16 protein-coding genes are annotated in these 18,772 nt (G+C 62.3%); 15 read left to right on the top strand and 1 reads right to left on the bottom strand.

From position 1 onward, the window contains the following. The first annotated feature begins 22 nt into the window (after positions 1–22). The 8 genes from RAK1035_RS16705 to RAK1035_RS16670 all read left to right on the top strand — a co-directional run bounded on the left by RAK1035_RS16705 (position 23) and on the right by RAK1035_RS16670 (position 9,360). Positions 23–1,285 carry a vWA domain-containing protein gene (locus tag RAK1035_RS16705; RefSeq protein WP_008283202.1) on the top strand — a complete coding sequence of 421 codons (1,263 nt, stop codon included), beginning with the start codon at positions 23–25 and terminating at the stop codon, positions 1,283–1,285. 5 nt (positions 1,286–1,290) lie between these two features. Next, entirely contained in the window at positions 1,291–2,253 is a 963-nt protein-coding gene (locus RAK1035_RS16700) for an XdhC family protein (protein WP_037298982.1), read from the top strand. Beyond that, the gene (locus RAK1035_RS16695) at positions 2,250–3,242 is read left to right on the top strand and encodes a molybdopterin-binding protein (RefSeq protein WP_008283200.1); all 993 of its coding nucleotides are present in this window, start codon (positions 2,250–2,252) and stop codon (positions 3,240–3,242) included. The genes RAK1035_RS16700 and RAK1035_RS16695 overlap by 4 nt, the downstream gene beginning before the upstream one ends. A gap of 116 nt (positions 3,243–3,358) precedes the next feature. Continuing rightward, a complete protein-coding gene (locus tag RAK1035_RS16690; protein ID WP_008283199.1) occupies positions 3,359–3,844 on the top strand; it encodes a (2Fe-2S)-binding protein in 486 nt (161 codons plus the stop codon). A 118-nt stretch (positions 3,845–3,962) separates the two neighbouring features. After that, on the top strand, positions 3,963–6,326 hold the full coding sequence (locus RAK1035_RS16685; RefSeq protein WP_008283197.1) for a xanthine dehydrogenase family protein molybdopterin-binding subunit: 2,364 nt from the start codon (positions 3,963–3,965) through the stop codon (positions 6,324–6,326). A gap of 11 nt (positions 6,327–6,337) precedes the next feature. Beyond that, positions 6,338–7,126: an FAD binding domain-containing protein gene (locus RAK1035_RS16680; RefSeq protein WP_008283195.1), complete on the top strand. Its 789-nt coding sequence runs from the start codon at positions 6,338–6,340 to the stop codon at positions 7,124–7,126. A gap of 75 nt (positions 7,127–7,201) precedes the next feature. Next, positions 7,202–8,233: a pyridoxal-phosphate dependent enzyme gene (locus tag RAK1035_RS16675; protein WP_008283194.1), complete on the top strand. Its 1,032-nt coding sequence runs from the start codon at positions 7,202–7,204 to the stop codon at positions 8,231–8,233. Further along, the gene (locus RAK1035_RS16670) at positions 8,230–9,360 is read left to right on the top strand and encodes a M24 family metallopeptidase (RefSeq protein ID WP_008283193.1); all 1,131 of its coding nucleotides are present in this window, start codon (positions 8,230–8,232) and stop codon (positions 9,358–9,360) included. Before RAK1035_RS16675 ends, RAK1035_RS16670 begins: the two co-directional genes overlap by 4 nt. A 233-nt stretch (positions 9,361–9,593) precedes the next feature. Here RAK1035_RS16670 and RAK1035_RS16665 read toward each other — a convergent pair whose 3' ends face one another. After that, on the bottom strand, positions 9,594–10,499 hold the full coding sequence (locus RAK1035_RS16665) for a LysR family transcriptional regulator (protein WP_008283192.1): 906 nt from the start codon (positions 10,497–10,499) through the stop codon (positions 9,594–9,596). 168 nt (positions 10,500–10,667) lie between these two features. Here RAK1035_RS16665 and RAK1035_RS16660 point away from each other — a divergent pair, with 168 nt between their 5' ends. From RAK1035_RS16660 to RAK1035_RS16630, 7 genes are all read left to right on the top strand, one after another. After that, positions 10,668–14,087 carry an indolepyruvate ferredoxin oxidoreductase family protein gene (locus RAK1035_RS16660; RefSeq protein ID WP_008283191.1) on the top strand — a complete coding sequence of 1,140 codons (3,420 nt, stop codon included), beginning with the start codon at positions 10,668–10,670 and terminating at the stop codon, positions 14,085–14,087. 77 nt (positions 14,088–14,164) lie between these two features. After that, the gene (locus RAK1035_RS16655; protein WP_008283190.1) at positions 14,165–15,028 is read left to right on the top strand and encodes a lysophospholipid acyltransferase family protein; all 864 of its coding nucleotides are present in this window, start codon (positions 14,165–14,167) and stop codon (positions 15,026–15,028) included. Positions 15,029–15,046: 18 nt separating this feature from the next. Further along, on the top strand, positions 15,047–15,859 hold the full coding sequence (locus tag RAK1035_RS16650; RefSeq protein ID WP_008283189.1) for a glutamate racemase: 813 nt from the start codon (positions 15,047–15,049) through the stop codon (positions 15,857–15,859). A 95-nt stretch (positions 15,860–15,954) separates the two neighbouring features. Further along, complete coding sequence (gene argC, locus RAK1035_RS16645) at positions 15,955–16,983, top strand: N-acetyl-gamma-glutamyl-phosphate reductase (RefSeq protein WP_008283188.1); 1,029 nt, start codon at positions 15,955–15,957, stop codon at positions 16,981–16,983. Positions 16,984–16,994: 11 nt separating this feature from the next. Beyond that, positions 16,995–17,441, top strand: coding sequence for a cytochrome c maturation protein CcmE (gene ccmE / locus RAK1035_RS16640; protein ID WP_008283187.1), 447 nt, complete (start codon positions 16,995–16,997; stop codon positions 17,439–17,441). 139 nt (positions 17,442–17,580) lie between these two features. Then, positions 17,581–18,189, top strand: coding sequence for a holin-associated N-acetylmuramidase (locus RAK1035_RS16635; protein WP_008283186.1), 609 nt, complete (start codon positions 17,581–17,583; stop codon positions 18,187–18,189). Next, positions 18,183–18,749, top strand: coding sequence for a holin family protein (locus tag RAK1035_RS16630; protein ID WP_008283185.1), 567 nt, complete (start codon positions 18,183–18,185; stop codon positions 18,747–18,749). The genes RAK1035_RS16635 and RAK1035_RS16630 overlap by 7 nt, the downstream gene beginning before the upstream one ends. The last annotated feature ends 23 nt before the right edge of the window (positions 18,750–18,772 follow it).

Below are 18,772 nucleotides of genomic sequence, written 5' to 3'. Positions count from 1 at the left end.
GGCAGCGCCCCCACGTCGCGCCATGACCGACTATGCGCCGCTTGACCTTCCGGACGACCCGAAACTCACGCATAACATCACGCATTTCGCGCGGGCCTTGCGGGCGGCGGGGGTGCCGGTTGGCCCCGGGCGGGTGATTGACGCAATCCGGGCGGTGGCTGTGGCAGGGTTTTCCAGCCGGATTGATTTCTTTTACACGCTGCGCGCCTGTCTGGTGACGCGACCAGAGCATCTGCTTGTTTTTGCGCAGATTTTTCGCCTCTACTGGCGTGATCCGCGCTATGTGGAACATATGATGGCGATGATGCTGCCCGCCATTCGCGGCGTGCAGGAGGACCGTAGCGCGCAGGCAGCCGAAAAGCGTGCGGCAGAGGCGCTCTTGGATGGGGTGATGCGGGATGCCCCCCAAATCGACGAGCGCGACGACGATGAGGTCAAGATCGAGATCGACGCCACGGCCACGATGTCGGGCGAGGAACGGTTGCGACGGCTTGATTTCGAACAGATGAGCACGGCGGAAATGGCGCAGGCCAAGCGCATGTTGGCGCGGCTTACACTGCCGGTGAAGCCCTTTGCCTCGCGGCGGGGTATGGCGGCGCAAAGCGGCGCACGGTTGGATGCGCGGCGCACGCTGCGTGCGGGGCTGCGCCATGGCGGAGAATTGCGCCGCTTGCATTGGCAAAAGCCGCGCGAGCGCTGGCCCAATCTTGTGGTGCTTTGCGATATTTCAGGTTCCATGAGCCAATACAGCCGGATGGTTTTGCATTTTCTTCATGCTGTCGCCAATACCAAGGGGGCGGGCTGGGCGCGGGTGCATGCCTTTACCTTTGGCACGCGGTTGACCAATATCACCCGGCAACTGGCAACGCGGGACGTCGACGCGGCCCTTGCTGCCGCTGGAAAACAGGCGCAGGATTGGGAGGGTGGCACCCGGATTGGGGCCTGTCTGCATGCGTTCAATCGCGATTGGTCGCGGCGGGTGATGGGGCAGGGGGCGGTGGTGCTCTTGATCACCGATGGGTTGGACCGCGACGCGCCCGAGGCGCTGAGCCACGAGATGGAGCGGCTGCATCTCTCGGCGCGGCGGCTTATCTGGCTCAATCCGCTGTTGCGCTGGGAGGGGTTCGCGCCCAAGGCCCAAGGGATCAAGGCGATGTTGCCGCATGTCGATGCGTTCCGCGCGGGGCATTCCATCGCCACGTTGGAGGAGCTGGCCGAGGCCATTTCGCGCCGCGACGACAGTGGGGAAAAGGCACGGCTGATGGCGGCGATGCAAGGGAGATGAGCAAGATGGACCGTTTTGACGATATCCCGGAGACAGCCCTTGCCTGGCATCGGGCGGGCAAGGGGGCGGCCTTGGCCACGGTGGTCGAGACCTGGGGCAGCGCGCCGCGCCGGGTGGGCAGCCAATTGGCGATTTCTGGCGCGGGCGAGATTGCCGGGTCGGTTTCGGGGGGCTGTGTCGAGGGGGCGGTTGTGCTCGAGGCGGTGGAGGCCATCGAGACGGGCAAGCCGGTGCTCTTGGACTATGGCGTATCGGATGGCGATGCCTTTGCCGTGGGGCTGGCCTGTGGCGGCACCATCCGGGTGTTGGTGGAGCCCATCGGATCGGTGATGCCCGAGGCGCTGCTGAGCGATCTGGTTCTGGCGCGGGATGCCCGCGTGCCGGTGGCCTATGTCACCGGGCCGGATGGGCGGCGGCTGGAGCGCGAGGGGCATGACGCGCGGTTTCGCATGGACCGCTCTGGCTTTGAGGAGGATGGCGCAACCTTCGTGGCCATTCACAACCCGCCCCTGCGCCTGATCATCGTCGGGGCGGTGCATATTGCCCAAGCGCTGGTGCCGATGGCGCGGATTGCGGGCTATGATCCGCTGCTGATTGATCCGCGCGAGAGTTTTGGGTCTGAGACGCGGTTTCCGGGCGAGACGGTGGTGCAGGACTGGCCCGACGAGGGGGTGCGCGCCTTTGGTCTGGATGCGCGCAGCGCGCTGGTGCTGTTGACGCATGATCCCAAGCTGGATGATCCGGCGCTGATCGAGGCGCTGCGTTCTGAGGTGTTTTACATCGGCGCGCTGGGATCGACCCGCACCCATGCCAAGCGGGTGGCGCGGTTGCAGGAGGCGGGATTTTCAGAGGCAGAGATTGCGCGCATTCATGGCCCCATCGGTCTGGATATCGGGGCGGCGGGCCCATCGGAAATCGCGGTGAGCATCCTTGCCGAAATGACGCGCGTGCTGAGGAAAGGCGCATGAAATTTGGCCCCGTGCCGCTGGACCGGGCCGAAGGGGCGATTCTTGCGCATTCCGAACAGGTGGGGACGGGGCGGTTGCGCAAAGGGGCTGTGCTTGACGCCGATCAGATCGCGGCGTTGCGCGCGGCCGGGTATCGGGCGGTCACAGTAGCGATGCTGGACCCCGAGGACATGCATGAAAATGACGCGGCGGCGGCATTGGCGGCGGCCTTGGCTGAGGGGGCTGAGGCGATGACGTGCAGCGCGCCCTTTACAGGCCGGGTCAATCTGATTGCGGCGCGGCCCGGTGTGGTCTGTCTTGATGTGGCGGCGATCCATGCCGCCAATGCGGTTGATCCGATGATCACCGTGGCCACCGTGGTGCCGCATCATCAGATCCACGAAGGCGGTATGATCGCGACGGTCAAGATCATCGCCTACGGCGTGCCCCGTGCGGCGCTGGAACGCGCGGCCGAGGCGGCGCGGGGCGCGGTGCGGCTGGCGGTGGCGCAGTATCGCACGGCAAGCCTGATCATTACCGATGTCCCCGGCGGGCCGGGGGACAAGGGGCGCGATGCGATTGCGGCGCGTGTCACCGGGCTGGGCATGGAGATGGTGGACACGCTGATCTGCCCGCATGACGAGGCAGCGCTGGCGGCGGCGATCACCCGCGCCAAGGGCGAGATCGTGCTGATTCTGACCGCTTCGGCCACGTCGGACCCGTTTGACACCGCCCCGCAGGCGCTGCGCGCGGCGGGCGGAGAGGTGGAGCGGTTCGGCATGCCGGTGGACCCCGGCAATCTGCTTTTTCTGGGGCGCTTGGGGGCGCGGCCTGTTATTGGCCTGCCCGGATCGGCGCGCAGCCCGGTGCTGCACGGCGCTGATTGGGTTTTGGCGCGGGTGGCCTGTGATCTGCCCTGCGGAGCGGCAGAGATTGCGGCGATGGGCGTCGGCGGCTTGCTCAAGGAAATTCCCACCCGGCCCCAGCCGCGCCGGGGCGGGCGTGGCTGAGGGGCAAGAAACCGGGTTCTCAAGGGGCAAGAGGCATGCTTTAGTCGCACTGGACAGCGGGGCCTTTCCTACTAAGGTCTCATGAGGAGACGGACAATTCAAACCGGGAGGAGCCAATGCCTGAGGTCAAAATGACCGTGAATGGCAAGCCAGCGTCGGGCCAGATCGAGGGCCGCACGCTTCTTGTCGAATTTCTGAGAGAGACCCTTGGCCTGACAGGCACGCATGTGGGCTGTGACACCAGCCAATGTGGGGCCTGCGTGGTGCATGTGGATGGCAAGGCCGTGAAATCCTGCACGATGTTTGCCGCCGAGGCCGAAGGTGCCGAGATCAAGACCATCGAAGGCATGGCCGAGCCGGATGGCACGCTGCATCCGATTCAGCAGGCGTTTCAGGATCATCACGGCTTGCAATGCGGGTTCTGCACGCCCGGTATGGTGATGTCGGCGGCGGCGCTCTTGGCAGAGAACCCAACGCCAAGTGAGTCTGAGGTGCGCGATTACCTCGAGGGCAATCTTTGCCGCTGCACGGGCTATCACAATATCGTCAAGGCGATTTTGGCGGCCAGTGGTCAGGACGTGAGCCGGATCGCGGCGGAATAAGGCGTATTAGGGGGCGCTGCCCCCGCGCCTGCGGCGCACCCTCGGAGTATTGGGGGAATGATGAAAGCGCTGCGGGTTTGATGGGGGAAACCCCGCATCATTCAGGGAGGAGAATGTCATGCCAAAAGACGGCGGCATTGGCGCCAGCACCAAGCGGCGCGAGGATATCCGGTTTCTGACCGGGAATGGCAATTACACCGATGACATCAATCTGCGCGGGCAGGCCTATGTGCATTTCCTGCGCTCGGATGTGGCGCATGGGCGGCTGAACAAGGTCGACACGCGCACGGCAGAGAGCATGCCGGGGGTGTTGCGGATTTTCACCGGCGCGGATTTCGAAGGCGTGGGCGGGCTGCCCTGTGGCTGGCAGGTCACCGACCGGTTTGGCGAGGTCATGCAAGAGCCGGGGCATCCGGTGCTGGCGCGCGGCAAGGTGCGCCATGTCGGCGATCCGATTGCCGCCGTGGTGGCCGAGACCTATGCGCAGGCGCGCGATGCCGCCGAGGCGATTGAGCTCGACATCGAGGAATTGCCGGCGGTTGTGGACATGAAGAAGGCGCTGGAGGCGGGCGCGCCGCTGGTGCATGACGAGTTGAAGAACAACCTCTGTTATGATTGGGGGTTTGTCGAAGAGAACAAAGGCGCGGTGGATGAGGCCTTTGCCAAGGCGGCGCATGTCACCACGCTGGAACTGATCAACAACCGGCTGGTGGCCAATCCGATGGAACCGCGTGTGGCGGTGGGCGATTTCAACCGCTCAACGGGCGATTCGACGCTTTACACCACCAGTCAGAATCCGCATGTGATCCGCTTGCTGATGGGGGCCTTTGTGCTGGGTATCCCCGAGCACAAGCTGCGCGTGGTGGCGCCCGATGTGGGTGGTGGATTCGGATCCAAGATCTTTCACTATGCGGAAGAGGCGTTTTGCACCTTTGCGGCCAAGGCGCTCAACCGGCCGGTGAAATGGACCAGTTCGCGGTCCGAGGCCTTTATGACCGATGCCCATGGGCGCGATCACGTGACCAAGATCGAATTGGCGCTGGATGCCGAGAACAACTTTACCGCTGTTCGCACCGATACTTATGCGAATATGGGGGCGTATCTGAGCACCTTTGCGCCGTCGGTGCCCACCTGGCTGCATGGCACGCTGATGGCGGGGAATTACCGCACGCCGCTGATCTATGTGAACGTCAAGGCGGTGTTCACCAACACGGTGCCGGTGGATGCCTATCGTGGCGCGGGCCGCCCCGAGGCGACCTATCAATTGGAGCGGGTGATCGACAAGGCGGCGCGGGAATTGGGTGTTGATCCCATCGCGCTGCGTCGTCAGAACTTTATCACCCAGTTCCCCTATGCCACGCCCGTGGCGGTGGAATATGACACCGGCGATTACCATGCCACGATGGACAAGCTGGAAGAGATCGCGGATTTCGGTGGTTTCGAGGCGCGGCGTGAGGCAAGTGCCGCCAAGGGCAAGCTGCGCGGTCTGGGCATCAATTGCTATATCGAGGCCTGCGGCATCGCGCCCTCGAACCTTGTCGGGCAATTGGGCGCGCGTGCGGGTCTTTACGAGAGTGCGACGGTGCGGGTGAATGCCACCGGCGGGCTTGTGGTGATGACCGGCAGCCATAGCCACGGGCAGGGGCACGAGACCTCTTTCGCGCAGGTGGTGGCCGAGATGATCGGCATTGACGCCAATATGGTCGAGATCGTGCATGGCGACACCGCCAATACGCCGATGGGGATGGGCACTTACGGGTCGCGGTCCATCGCGGTTGGTGGCTCGGCGATGGTGCGTGCGACCGAAAAGATCATCAACAAGGCCAAGAAGATCGCGGCGCATCTGATGGAGGCCTCGGAGGCCGATATCGAGCTGAAAGATGGCAAGTTCAGTGTTGCGGGCACGGATAAATCGGTGGCCTGGGGCGATGTGACCCTCGCCGCCTATGTGCCGCATAACTATCCGCTGGCGGATATCGAGCCGGGTCTGGAAGAGACGGCGTTTTATGATCCGTCGAATTTCACCTATCCCTCGGGGGCCTATGCCTGTGAGGTTGAGGTGGACCCGGACACAGGGAAAGTCACGATCGAGCGCTTTGCCGCCGCTGACGATTTCGGCAATATCATCAATCCGATGATCGTGTCGGGGCAGGTGCATGGCGGCATTGGTCAAGGGATTGGTCAGGCCTTGCTGGAATCCTGCGTCTATGACGAGAACGGACAGCTTCAGACGGGCAGCTACATGGATTATGCCATGCCGCGTGCCGATGATGTGCCGTTCTATCAGGTGGATCATTCCTGTCAGACGCCCTGCACGCACAACCCCTTGGGTGTGAAGGGCTGTGGCGAGGCCGGGGCGATTGGCAGCCCGCCTGCGGTGGTCAATGCGGTGATTGATGCGCTGCAACGGTCGGGGCGGAACATCACCCATATTGATATGCCGCTGTCGCCGTCGCGCGTCTGGCAAGCGATGCAAGGGTAAGGAGAGCGATCATGTATGCATTCGATATCGAACGTCCCGCTACCATCGCTGATGCCATTGCGGCGCTGGGCACAGAAGAGGCACAGGCGCTGGGTGGGGGGCAAACCCTGATCCCGACGCTGAAGCAACGGCTGGCGGCACCTGCCAAGCTGGTGTGCCTGTCGGCGATCAAAGAGATGCAGGGGATTTGCACCGCTGATGACGGGGCGCTTTGCATCGGTGGGGGCACCACCCATGCCGAAGTGGCAGCCGGGGCCGGGGCCTATCCGGCGCTGGCGGGGTTGGCGGGGCATATCGGTGATCCGGCGGTGCGCAATCGCGGGACCATCGGCGGGAGCCTTGCCAATAACGACCCCTCTGCCTGTTATCCGGCGGCGGTGCTGGGATCGGGGGCGACGGTGATCACTTCCAACCGGAGCATCGCGGCGGATGACTATTTTCAGGGCATGTTCACCACGGCTCTTGAGGATGGCGAGATCATCACCGAAGTGCGTTTTCCTGTGCCGGAAAAGGCCAGCTATCAAAAGTTCGAGCAACCGGCCTCGCGCTTTGCGCTCGTGGGGGTGTTTGTTGCCAAATACGCCGGGGGTGTGCGCGTGGCCGTGACGGGCGCGTCGGAAGAAGGTGTGTTCCGCTGGGCCGAGGCCGAGGCGGCGCTGTCGGGCAATTTTGCGCCCGAGGCTTTGGAGGGGCTGACCCTGTCGGGGGATGGCATGATCTCGGACCTGCATGGGTCGGGGGCATACCGCGCGCATCTGGTTGGTGTGATGACGCGGCGGGCGGTTGCGGCGGCACACTGAGCGCTGTTAGACTGCGGTGAGGTTTGAAATGGCGGGTCTCGGGACCCGCCATTTTCATGAGGGACAGGGGACGACATGCAAGAAATCGACAATCCGTGGCGTGGTGAGGGATTGCCTGAGACGGTTCTGACCGGCGCACCATGGCCAAGCGTGGATGTGGGCGCGGTGCAAGCACTTTTGGGGCGGTGCCCGGCAGCGGCCGAAACGCCGCTGGTGCCTGTAACGGGATTTGCGCCAAAGGTCTGGGCCAAGGATGAGCGTGGCCGAATGGGGCTGGGCAGTTTCAAGGCGCTGGGGGCGGCCTATGTGATTGCCCATGAGGCGGCAGAAACCGGGGCCGAGGATATGAGCCACGCGCTGGCGGGGCGCACCTATGTGACGGCGAGTGCGGGCAATCACGGAATGTCGGTTGCGGCGGGGGCGCGGTTATTCGGGGCGCGGGCGGTGATCTATCTGGCGGAAACCGTGCCCGAGGGGTTTGCCGCGCGACTGCGTGCCAAGGGCGCCGAGGTGGTGCGCGAGGGGCAAGAGTACGAGGCCAGTATGGTCGCGGCGGGGCGCGCGGCGATGGATAACGACTGGACCCTATTGTCGGACAGTTCCTGGCCCGGTTATCTTGATTTGCCGCATCGGTTGATGGAGGGATATCTGGCCATGGCTGAAGAGGCCGCGCGCCAGATGCCGGAAGTGCCTACGCATATTCTGTTGCAAGCGGGGGTAGGCGGGCTGGCGGGGGCTTGCGCGGCATGGTTTCGGCAGGTCTGGGGCGATGCGCCCCGGATCATCGTGGTGGAACCTGACCGCGCGCCAGCCCTTTACGAGAGCATTCGCGCGGGACGCGCCCTAGAGACAAGCGGGCCGGTGTCCAATATGGGGCGGCTGGATTGCAAGGTGCCATCACTGATCGCGCTCAAGGGATTGGCGCGGGATGCGGATGCGTTCGTGACGATCACGGATGACGAGGCCGAGGCGGTGCTTGAGGGGTTGGCGGCGCAGGGGCTGGCGACGACGCCTTCGGGGGCGGCTGGGGTGGCGGCGATTGCGGGGCTGGCGCTTGGTGCGGGCGCGCGGGTGCTTTGTATTCTCAGCGAAGGTCCAGAGGCGTGAGGCGCGGGTTCGCGCCGGCAGAGTTCAAGGCGCGGTTGCGCGCGGCGCAAGCAGGTATGGCCGAGATAGGGCTGGGCGCGCTTTTGCTGACAACCGAGCCGGAAATCCGGTATTTCACCGGCTATCTGACCCGGTTTTGGGAAAGCCCAAGCCGCCCTTGGTTTCTGATCCTGCCTGCGTCGGGTGATCCGGTGGCGGTTATCCCTACGATTGGCGCGGCCCTGATGGGGCGGACATGGGTGCGCGATATTCGTACATGGGCGGCCCCGGACCCCGAAGATGATGGCGTGTCGCTCTTGGCCGAGACGCTGCGCGAGATTGGCGGGCCGGTGGGTGTGCCCTCTGGCCCTGAGAGCCACTTGCGCATGCCTTTGGCGGAGTTTGAGCGGGTCAAGCGCGCGAGCGGGTTGGTGTTTCGTGACGAGGCCGGGATTGTTGCGGGGCTGCGGGCCATCAAATCCGAGGCCGAAATCGTCAAGATCGCGCATATTTGCGATATTGCGGGGCGGGCCTTTGACCGGGTGGGCGAGATTGCGGAACCGGGCGTGCCACTGAGCGCAGTGTTTCGCGATTTTCAGCGGCTCTTGCTGGAAAAAGGCGCCGATTGGGTGCCCTATATTGCCGGAGGCGCGGGCCCGATGGGCTATGCGGATGTGATTTCGCCCGCCGGAGAGACACATCTGGCGGCGGGCGATGTGCTGATGCTGGATACGGGCGCGGTCTGGGATGGCTATTTTTGCGACTATGATCGCAACTTTGCCATAGGCCATGCCACGGCAGAGCAAAGTGCGGCGCATGCGCGGTTGATCGAGGCGACAGAGGCCGGGGAAGAGGCGGCGCGCGCAGGCGCGACCGCCTTTGACGTCTGGCAGGCGATGGCGCGGATCACCGGGGCGGATGAACGCTCGGGGCGATTGGGGCATGGTTTGGGGATGCAATTGACCGAAGGCCTGTCGCTAACGGCCAAGGATCACACGGTGCTGAGGCCCGGCATGGTGATCACGCTAGAGCCGGGGGTAGAGGTCGCGCCGGGGATGATCATGGTGCATGAGGAAAACATCGTGATCCGCGAGGGACGGGCGCAGCGGCTTTCCCGGTTTGCACCGCCCAACCTGCCGGTGATCTGAGCGGGCTGGATCTGAGCGGTCTGCCCGAAAATCCGGCAGCGCGAAAAAAAAGGCCGAGCACTAAGCTCGGCCGAAGTCCAACAGGGAGGTATGAGGGTGACTGCCTTGCGGCTATCACCGTCACGATTGGCAAATAAGGGTGCAGTTCTGTCCAATCAAGATGAAATTTGCCGCAGGTGCAGCATGCCCGCTATGCGGTTTGCGCATGGCTTAAACCAAGCCTGCTTGAAACCTTAGCTAACTGCCTGTTCCTTAACCGTTTTGCGGTAGGAGATGATTTCGTCTTGCACGAAATCCCGAAAGGCGGCGATCCGCTTGGAATGGCGCAGCTCTTCTGGATAGGCGAGAAATACCGGCACTTCGACGGATTGGACCTCTGGCAGGACGCGGACAAGCTGCGGAAAATCGCGGATCAGGTAATCGGGCAAAACGCCGATGCCCAGATCATTCAGCACGCCCTGCAACACCCCAAAGTAGTTGTTGACCGTCAGCAAAGACGAGATGTCGTTGGTCATCAGCTCGTTGACCAGCATCGCGCCCGCGCCCACCTGCGCCGAACGTGGATTCTGGCAGATCAGGCGATGCGCGCTCATGTCTTCTAGCGAGGAAGGTTCACCATGGGCGTCAAGATACGATTGCGTGGCATAGAGGCACATATGCACGCTCATCAACCGCTTGCGGATGAGGTCGGCCTGAGACGGTTCTTTCATGCGAATGGCAACATCGGCCTCTCGCATCGGCAGGTCGAGCACGCGTTCTTCGAGCATGAGGTCAATCTTGAGGTCGGGATATTTTTCGTAGAGTTTGGGCAGGCGCGGGGCCAGCCAAAGCGTGCCGAAACCGGTGGTGGTGGTGACGCGCAGATCACCGAACACCTCTTCTTCGCTGTCACGAATGCGGGCGGTGGCGGCGTCCAAGCGTTTCATCATCGCGCGGGTCGCATCGAACAGCAATTCGCCTTGTTCCGTGAGAATCAGTCCGCGTGCATGACGGTGAAACAGCGTAGCGTTGAGCGATTCCTCAAGCGCGCGCACCTGCCGACTGACGGCGGATTGCGACAGGTGTAGCTGCTCTCCGGCATGGGTGAGACTGCCCGCGTCTGCAACGGCATGAAAGATTCTGAGCTTGTCCCAATCCATAACTTTCACTTTCTTAGGAAACTGGCACCGATAACGTAATAGCAGATAATCATCCATCACTTATAGGACAGCTGCGACATTTTCACAAAAATCTACTTGGTAGGTCATAATTTATGACCTAATATTGCCCTATATTGAGGCATGGCCCTCAACCAAGGGAGGCACGCTATGACCACGCAAAAGGTGACGCTGAACGACCGTTTCGATCTGGAAAAATCGCCGGTTCTTTTGAATGGAACGCAGGCGCTGGTGCGGCTGATGCTGATGCAGGCAGCGCGCGACCGGGCTGCGGGATTGAACACCGCAGGCTATGTGACAGGCTATCGCGGTTCGCCGCTTGGGGCTGTGGATCAACAGATGCTGCGGGCAGAAAAGGTGCTGCGCGCGGCTGAGGTGCGGTTCGAGGAAGGGCTGAACGAAGATCTGGCGGCGACTGCGCTCTGGGGATCGCAGCAGGCGGAATTGCGTGGCGAAGGCAAATATGACGGTGTTTTTGGCCTTTGGTATGGCAAGGGGCCGGGGGTGGACCGCTCTGGCGATGTGATGCGGCACGCCAATATGGCGGGCACCTCAAAGCATGGCGGCGTTCTGATGGCGATGGGGGATGACCACACGGGCGAGTCGTCTACCGTGCTGCATCAGAGCGAATGGGCGCTGGTTGATGCCTATATGCCGGTGGTCAGCCCGGCGGGGGTGCAGGAGATCTTGGACTATGGCATTTACGGCTATGCGCTCAGCCGCTTTGCCGGGGTTTGGGTGGGTCTCAAGACGATGAAGGACACGGTCGAGGCGACATCGGTTGTGGATGGCCGACCGGACCGGGTGCAGCTTGTGACGCCCGATTTGCCGATGCCAGAGGGCGGGCTGAACATACGCCTGATCGACACGCCGCATGCGCAAGAAACGCGGATGATTGATTTCAAACGCTTTGCCGCCGAGGCGTTTTCGCGTGCCAATGGCATGGACAAGCGCATGTTGGGCAAAGCGGGGGCCAAGATCGGTTTTGTCGCGGCGGGCAAGAACTGGCTCGATCTGGTGCATGCGCTCGACCTTTTGGGGGTTGATGCGGAAGAAGCGGAGCGGTTGGGGATCACGACCTACAAGGTGGGGCAGGTCTTTCCGCTCGACATGCAGGGATTTCACGATTGGGCCGAGGGGCTCGACCTGATCGTGGTGGTTGAGGAAAAGCGCAAGCTGATCGAGGTGCAGATCAAAGAGGCGATTTTTGACGACCGGCGCGGGCGGCGCGTCTATGGCTGGTACAAGGGCGGCGCAGGTGGCATGCACCGCGAAGAGCTGTTCCCGACGCGCGGCGCGCTTGATCCCATATGGATCGCGGAAAAGCTGGGCGGTATCCTGATCGAAGAGGGGCGCGGCACGGACCGGATCAAGGCCGGGCTGGAGGCGCTGAGCGAGGCGCGGCGCAATGACAACGCGGCCGAGATTGCAACCCGTCTGCCCTATTTCTGTTCAGGCTGCCCGCATAACACCTCGACCCGGTTGCCCGAAGGCGCGCGCGCCTATGCCGGGATCGGCTGTCACTACATGGTGCAGTGGATGGACCGCGAGACGACCGGCTTTACCCATATGGGCGGCGAGGGGGCAAATTGGATCGGCGAGGCGCCGTTTTCGACGCGCAAGCATGTGTTCCAGAACCTTGGCGACGGCACCTATAACCATTCGGGCGTGCAGGCCATTCGCGCGGCTTTGGCCGCGGGCACGACGATCACCTATAAGATCCTTTACAACGATGCCGTGGCGATGACCGGCGGGCAACCGAATGAAGGCGGGTTGAACGCCCCGCGCATTGCCGCCGAACTGCGGGCCATGGGGGTGCAACATCTGGCTGTCGTCTATGACGAAAAAGAGGATGTTGACCTTAAGTCTTTCCCGCAAGGCATTGAATTTTCGGAACGATCTGATCTTATGGCGGTGCAGGAGCGATTGGCGGACATCGAGGGGGTGAGTGTCATCCTTTATATCCAGACCTGCGCCGCTGAAAAACGCCGCCGCCGCAAGCGGGGCAAGTTTCCTGATCCGGATCGTCGCGTGTTCATCAATACCGATGTCTGCGAGGGCTGCGGTGATTGCGGGGTGCAGTCGAATTGCGTTTCGATTGTGCCGGTGGAAACCGAACTGGGCCGCAAGCGGGCGATTGATCAATCGAGCTGCAACAAGGATTTTTCCTGCCTCAAGGGGTTTTGCCCGTCGTTCGTGACGGTGGAAGGCGCGAAGATCCGGAAAGACAGCACCGCCGAAGTGACCCTGCCCGAGATGCCAGCCCCCGCGCTGCCCGCGATTGACGGGACCTATAATGTGGTCATCACCGGGGTGGGTGGCACCGGGGTTGTGACCATCGGCGCGGTGATGGCGCAGGCGGCGCAGATTGATGGCAAGGGGGCGGGCATGATGGAAATGGCCGGTCTCGCGCAAAAGGGCGGGGCGGTGCATATCCATTGTCGGCTGGCCGAAAATCCCGGTGATATCAGCGCCATTCGCGTGGCGACGGGCGAATGCGACGCGCTGATTGGGGGCGATCTGGTGGTCTCTGCCGGGGCCAAGACCTTGGGCTTGACGCGGGCGGGCCGCACCGGGGCAGTGGTGAACAGCCACGAGATCATCACCGGTGATTTTACCCGCAACACGGAATTCACCCTGCCTGCCGACCGGTTGCGTCTGGCGCTAGAGGCGCGGTTGCGTGACGCGGTGCAGATGTTCGACGCCTCGGATCTGGCCAAGGCCGTGATGGGGGATTCGATCTATTCCAACATGATGATCTTTGGTGCTGCGTGGCAGCGGGGTTTGATCCCGCTCAGCCATGACGCCATCACCGAGGCCATTCGCCTGAATGGGGCGGCGGTGGATGCCAATCTGCGGGCGTTCGAGGTGGGCCGTTGGGCGGCGCTCTATCCGGCGGAGGTTGAGAAACTGTTGACGCCCAAGGTTGTCGCCAAGCCAAAAACGCTGGCGGAGCGGATCGATTATCGCGTGGCGCATCTGACCGCCTATCAAAGCAAGCGTTTGGCGCGACGGTATCTGCGCCTGCTTGATGGGATCACCGATGAGGGGGTCAAGGACGCGGTGGCGCAAGGCTATCACAAGCTTTTGGCCTATAAGGACGAATACGAGGTGGCGCGGCTGCATCTGGAGACGGCGCAGAAGGCGCGCGCCGAATTTGGCGGCGATTTCACACTGAAATTCCACCTTGCCCCGCCGATGTTGTCCAAGATGGGCAGCGACGGGCGACCGAAGAAGCGCGAATTCGGTTCCGGCATCCTGCGGGCCTTTGGCGTATTGGCGCGGCTCAAGGGGCTGCGCGGCACGCCGCTTGATCCTTTTGGCCGCACCGCAGAGCGGCGGATGGAGCGGGCTTTGATTGTGCAATACGAGCTTGATATGGCCGAGGTTCTGCCCAAGCTGACGGCGCAGACCCGGGACGCGATCATTGCGCTGGCGCTTTTGCCCTTGTCGATCCGGGGGTTTGGCCCGGTCAAGGAGGGTAACGCCGCCAAGGCCGCAACCCGGCGCACAGAGCTATTGGCGGTCATCCGATCGGGCGGAACGGAAATGGCACAGGCTGCAGAATAGGTGTCACGATAATGTCACGTGATCTGGTCACGTCTGTCGCATAACTCTATGAAACGCGACTCAGCCGAGGATCGCCTATGCGCCAAGACCGCCAAATCGCCCGTGACATTTCTTATTCCTATTCTGCTCAGACCAAGAGCGGGCGGGCGCTGATCCGCACGATGGAAAACCTGACCGGGCGGATCGAACTGATCAAGCGCGCGGCAGGCTATGAGACCGAGGTTTTGCAGGGTCGCGATTTCTGGGAAGTGATCGTCGAGCGCTATGGGCTCACGCTGGATGTGGTGGGGGGCAGTCTGTCGAATATCCCGAAAGAGGGGCCTTTGGTGCTGATTGCCAATCACCCTTACGGCATTCTTGACGGGTTGATGATGGGCCATATCCTGAGCCAGACGCGCGGTGATTTCCGCATTCTGGCGCATCAGATTTTTCGCAAGGCCGAGGATCTGAACAAGGTCATCCTGCCGATCAGTTTCGACGAGACCAAGGAAGCGGTCGCGCTTAATTTGGCCACCCGCAAGACGGCGCTTGATTATCTGGGGCAGGGGGGGGCTATCGGCATCTTTCCGGGCGGCACCGTCAGCACGGCGGCCAAGCCGTTTTCGCGCCCGATGGACCCCGGCTGGCGTGGATTTACCGCCAAGATGATCGCCAAAAGCCAAGCCGCTGTGGTGCCGGTTTATTTCGACGGTCACACCAGCCGCCTCTTTCAACTGGCCAGCCATCTGCATGTGACGCTGCGCATGGGGCTTTTGATCAAGGAATTCCGCAAGCGGGTGGATACGCCGGTGCGCGTGGTGGTGGGTGATCCCATTCCGCGCAGCACGCTGGCGCAATATGCAGGCGATACGAAATCCCTCATGGCATTCCTGCGCGCCAAGACATATGAATTGTCCCCAAGCCCGATTGTTGCCTCTGAAATCGGGTTCGAGTTCGAATAACGGCACTGGACGCGGGACATGGCGGTAGGAATTTTCGACAGCGGGCTGGGTGGCCTGACGGTGTGGGATGCGGTGAGCAAGCGCCTTCCGGAGGTGCCTCTTGTGTATCTGGGCGATAACGCCCATGCGCCTTATGGCGTGCGCGATGCCGATGACATCTATGATCTGACCACCTCATCGGTGGAGCGGCTGTTTGCGGCGGGTTGCGATCTGGTTATTCTCGCGTGCAACACCGCCTCGGCGGCGGCGCTGCGGCGGATGCAAGAATCCTGGGTGCCGCGTGACAAGCGGGTTCTGGGGGTCTTTGTGCCGCTGATCGAGGCGCTGACCGAGCGGCAATGGGGCGACAATTCCCCGCCGCGCGAAGTGGCTGTGAAAAACGTGGCGCTCTTTGCCACGCCTGCGACGGTGCGCAGCCGGGCGTTTCAACGCGAATTGGCGTTTCGTGCCATCGGTGTCGATGTCGAGGCGCAGGCCTGTGGCGGCGTGGTCGATGCCATCGAAGACGGCGACATGATCCTAGCCGAAGCGCTGGTGCGCAGCCATGTTGACGCGCTCAAGCGCAAGATGCCGCATCCCGAAGCGGCGGTTCTGGGCTGCACGCATTATCCGCTCGTGCAAGAGGTGTTTCAGGACGCGCTTGGCCCCGATGTGGCGGTTTATTCGCAGCCCAATCTGGTGGCGTCGAGCCTTGCCGATTATCTCGGGCGGCATCCAGACAAGATCGGGGCGGGCGCTGAGGCTGCATTCTTGACCACCGGTGATCCCAAGCGGGTGTCGAGCCGGGCGACGCAGTTCTTGCGACGAGAAATCAAGTTCTCTGCGGCCTGAGCCGTGCCGGATCTTACGGCTGTCGCAGGCATGACGTCGCCTTGTGGCGTGGCCTGAATTGAAATATTCTCAACCTATCTGAAAGTGAGGTCACAATGACCCATAACATCGCCATTCTGGGTGCCTCTGGCTACACCGGGGCCGAGCTTGTTCGGCTGATCGCCACCCATCCCAATATGCGGATCACCGCATTGGCCGCCAATTCCAAGGCGGGGCAAAGCATGGGGCAGGTGTTTCCACATTTGCGGCATCTCGACCTGCCCGATCTTGTCACTATCGAAGAGATTGATTTCTCGGGCATTGATCTGTGTTTCTGCGCCTTGCCGCATAAGACCAGCCAAGAGGTGATTGCAAACCTGCCGCGCGATCTGAAGATTGTCGATCTCTCGGCGGATTTCCGGCTGCGTGATCCGGCTGCTTATGAAAAATGGTATGGCAATCCGCATGCCGCGCCAGAGGTGCAGCAAGAGGCGGTCTATGGTCTGACCGAGTTTTACCGCGAGGATATCCGCAGCGCGCGGTTGGTGGCGGGCACCGGGTGCAACGCGGCGACGGGGCAGTATATCCTGCGCCCGCTGATTGCGGCGGGGGTGATTGATCTGGATGAGATCATCCTTGACCTCAAATGTGGCGTGTCGGGCGCGGGGCGCAGTCTTAAGGAAAATCTGCTGCATGCGGAATTGTCTGAGGGCTATCACGCCTATTCGGTGGGCGGCACCCATCGGCATCTGGGCGAGTTCGATCAAGAGTTTTCCGCTCTGGCCGGACGCCCCGTCGAAATACAGTTCACCCCGCATCTCATCCCCGCCAATCGCGGGATTCTGGCCACTGGCTATGTCCGGGGGGAGGCGGCGCAGATTCATGCCACGCTGGCGGCGGCCTATGCCAATGAGCCGTTTGTTGTGGTTCTGCCGATGGGCGAAACCCCGAGCACGCGGCACATTCGCGGCAGCAATTTCTGTCATATCGGCGTGGTGGCGGATCGGCGCGCGGGACGGGCGATTGTGATTGCCGCGCTGGATAATCTGACAAAAGGTAGCAGCGGGCAGGCGTTGCAAAACGCAAATCTGATGTTATCTGAGCCTGAGACCACGGGGCTGATGCTTGCCCCGGTCTTTCCGTAAGGGTGACACCGATGAAATCGCTCAAGAAAAAGCGCCGCGTTCAAATCATCGCGATAGCTGCTGTGGCGCTTGTGATGGCCACGGCCCTGATTGGCTATGGCATGCGGGACGGTATCAACTTCTTTCGTTCGCCCACGCAGGTGTTGGCCGAACCGCCCAGCCCGTCAGAAGTGTTCCGCATCGGTGGGCTGGTCGAAGAAGGCAGTCTCAAGCGTGGCGAGAGCGAGACCATCCGGTTTAACGTGACCGATGGCAATGGTGTGGTGGCTGTGACCTATCGTGGCGTTCTGCCTGATCTTTTTGAGGAAAATCAGGGCATGGTCGGCACTGGCAGTTACCGCGACGGGATCTTTGTCGCCACCGAGATCCTCGCCAAACATGACGAGACATACATGCCCAAGGAAGTGGTTGACGCGCTCAAGGCGCAGGGCGTCTATCAGGAGCCGGACGGCAGCTAAGGCTGCCACCGGCCTATTTGAAAGTTTTCCAAAGACATCCGCCGGTCATGCAAGGCCGGTGCGCGCGCTGAAAAAGGGTGGCGTTAACGCTTGGTTCTGATGCTGAGGCTCGTATTCCTCGGAAGAAGGCGGCAAGCGGATGCAAACTGTTGAACAGATAGCGCAAGAGATCGTCGCGCGTGAAGGCGGCTATGTGGATGATCCTGACGACCCCGGCGGTGCAACGAATTTTGGCGTGACAATTCATACGATGCGGCGCTTGGGGCTGGACCTGACGCGCGATGGCGTGGTGGATGCCTTGGACGTCCGGGCGTTGACGCGGGATCAGGCGGTGTCGCTGTTCATCGACCACTATTATCAGCGTCCGGGCATCGCGCGGCTTCCACAGAGCCTGCGGCCGAGTGTCTTCGATATGTATGTCAACGCCGGGTCCAATGCGGTCAAGATCCTGCAACGGCTCTTGCGTGAGATGGGGCAGGAGATCGAGGTGGACGGCGTGATCGGGCCGCAAACTGCGGCGGCGGCAGAGGCCGCAGCCAAGGCGGCCCCGGATCATATTGCCGATGCTTATGGCATTGCGCGGCGCAATTATTACCTGCGCCTTGCCGATGCCCGCCCGGAAAGTCGCAAATTCGCGCGCAGTCGCACGGGGGGCAAAGGCGGCTGGATCAAGCGGGCCGAAGTGTTCATCTCGCCGCGCTTTCACCTGAGTCAGGCTCAATTCAACGCGAGGATCAGCGCATGGTGATGGATATCTTGCGCGCGCTCTTTGGCAGCGGGGCCAATGTGGTGCGCGAAACCGCCGAAGTGTTTCGCGTCAATGCCGAGGCCGCCGACCAGCGCAGTATCGAGACGCAGCGCGCGGCGCTCGAGCAGATGGCGGGCGAGTTCCGCCTGGAGAACCGGGGGCTGTTTGACCGCATCATTGACGGTCTCAATCGCATTCCGCGCCCGGCGATGGCGCTTGGCACGATTGGTCTTTTTGTGGCGGCGATGGTTGATCCGCTGTGGTTTGGCGAACGCATGGCGGGGCTTGCGCTGGTGCCAGAGCCGCTTTGGTGGTTGTTGGGGGCGATTGTCAGTTTCTATTTCGGCGCGCGCTATCAGGCCAAGGGGCAGGATTTTCAACGCTCGATTGCCAGCACCGTCGCCCGCGCGCCGCATGTGGCCGAGAGCATCCGGACCCTGCGCGCGCTCAACCCCTCCAGCCCCGGTGTGGCGGACAACGGCGGGGACGCAGATCTGGCGCTGACGGCTTTGACGCCGGCCGACAATCCGGCGCTGGCGGAATGGCGGCGGCGGGGCTGAGCCCGCGACAATGTGGTCCGGTA

Source organism: Roseovarius sp. AK1035, assembly GCF_003288315.1.
GTDB lineage: Bacteria > Pseudomonadota > Alphaproteobacteria > Rhodobacterales > Rhodobacteraceae > Roseovarius > Roseovarius mucosus_A.
The sequence above is the reverse complement of the archived record's forward strand: the minus strand, read 5'-3'. Positions and strand labels throughout refer to the sequence as shown.

Coding starts and splice junctions, on each gene's coding strand:
- RAK1035_RS16680 (WP_008283195.1), top strand. CDS start 6,338: ATGTATGCATTCGATATCGAACGTCCCGCTACCATCGCTGATGCCATT.
- ccmE (WP_008283187.1), top strand. CDS start 16,995: ATGAAATCGCTCAAGAAAAAGCGCCGCGTTCAAATCATCGCGATAGCT.
- RAK1035_RS16650 (WP_008283189.1), top strand. CDS start 15,047: ATGGCGGTAGGAATTTTCGACAGCGGGCTGGGTGGCCTGACGGTGTGG.
- argC (WP_008283188.1), top strand. CDS start 15,955: ATGACCCATAACATCGCCATTCTGGGTGCCTCTGGCTACACCGGGGCC.
- RAK1035_RS16675 (WP_008283194.1), top strand. CDS start 7,202: ATGCAAGAAATCGACAATCCGTGGCGTGGTGAGGGATTGCCTGAGACG.
- RAK1035_RS16695 (WP_008283200.1), top strand. CDS start 2,250: ATGAAATTTGGCCCCGTGCCGCTGGACCGGGCCGAAGGGGCGATTCTT.
- RAK1035_RS16660 (WP_008283191.1), top strand. CDS start 10,668: ATGACCACGCAAAAGGTGACGCTGAACGACCGTTTCGATCTGGAAAAA.
- RAK1035_RS16665 (WP_008283192.1), bottom strand. CDS start 10,499: ATGGATTGGGACAAGCTCAGAATCTTTCATGCCGTTGCAGACGCGGGC.
- RAK1035_RS16700 (WP_037298982.1), top strand. CDS start 1,291: ATGGACCGTTTTGACGATATCCCGGAGACAGCCCTTGCCTGGCATCGG.
- RAK1035_RS16630 (WP_008283185.1), top strand. CDS start 18,183: ATGGTGATGGATATCTTGCGCGCGCTCTTTGGCAGCGGGGCCAATGTG.
- RAK1035_RS16685 (WP_008283197.1), top strand. CDS start 3,963: ATGCCAAAAGACGGCGGCATTGGCGCCAGCACCAAGCGGCGCGAGGAT.
- RAK1035_RS16655 (WP_008283190.1), top strand. CDS start 14,165: ATGCGCCAAGACCGCCAAATCGCCCGTGACATTTCTTATTCCTATTCT.
- RAK1035_RS16690 (WP_008283199.1), top strand. CDS start 3,359: ATGCCTGAGGTCAAAATGACCGTGAATGGCAAGCCAGCGTCGGGCCAG.
- RAK1035_RS16705 (WP_008283202.1), top strand. CDS start 23: ATGACCGACTATGCGCCGCTTGACCTTCCGGACGACCCGAAACTCACG.
- RAK1035_RS16635 (WP_008283186.1), top strand. CDS start 17,581: ATGCAAACTGTTGAACAGATAGCGCAAGAGATCGTCGCGCGTGAAGGC.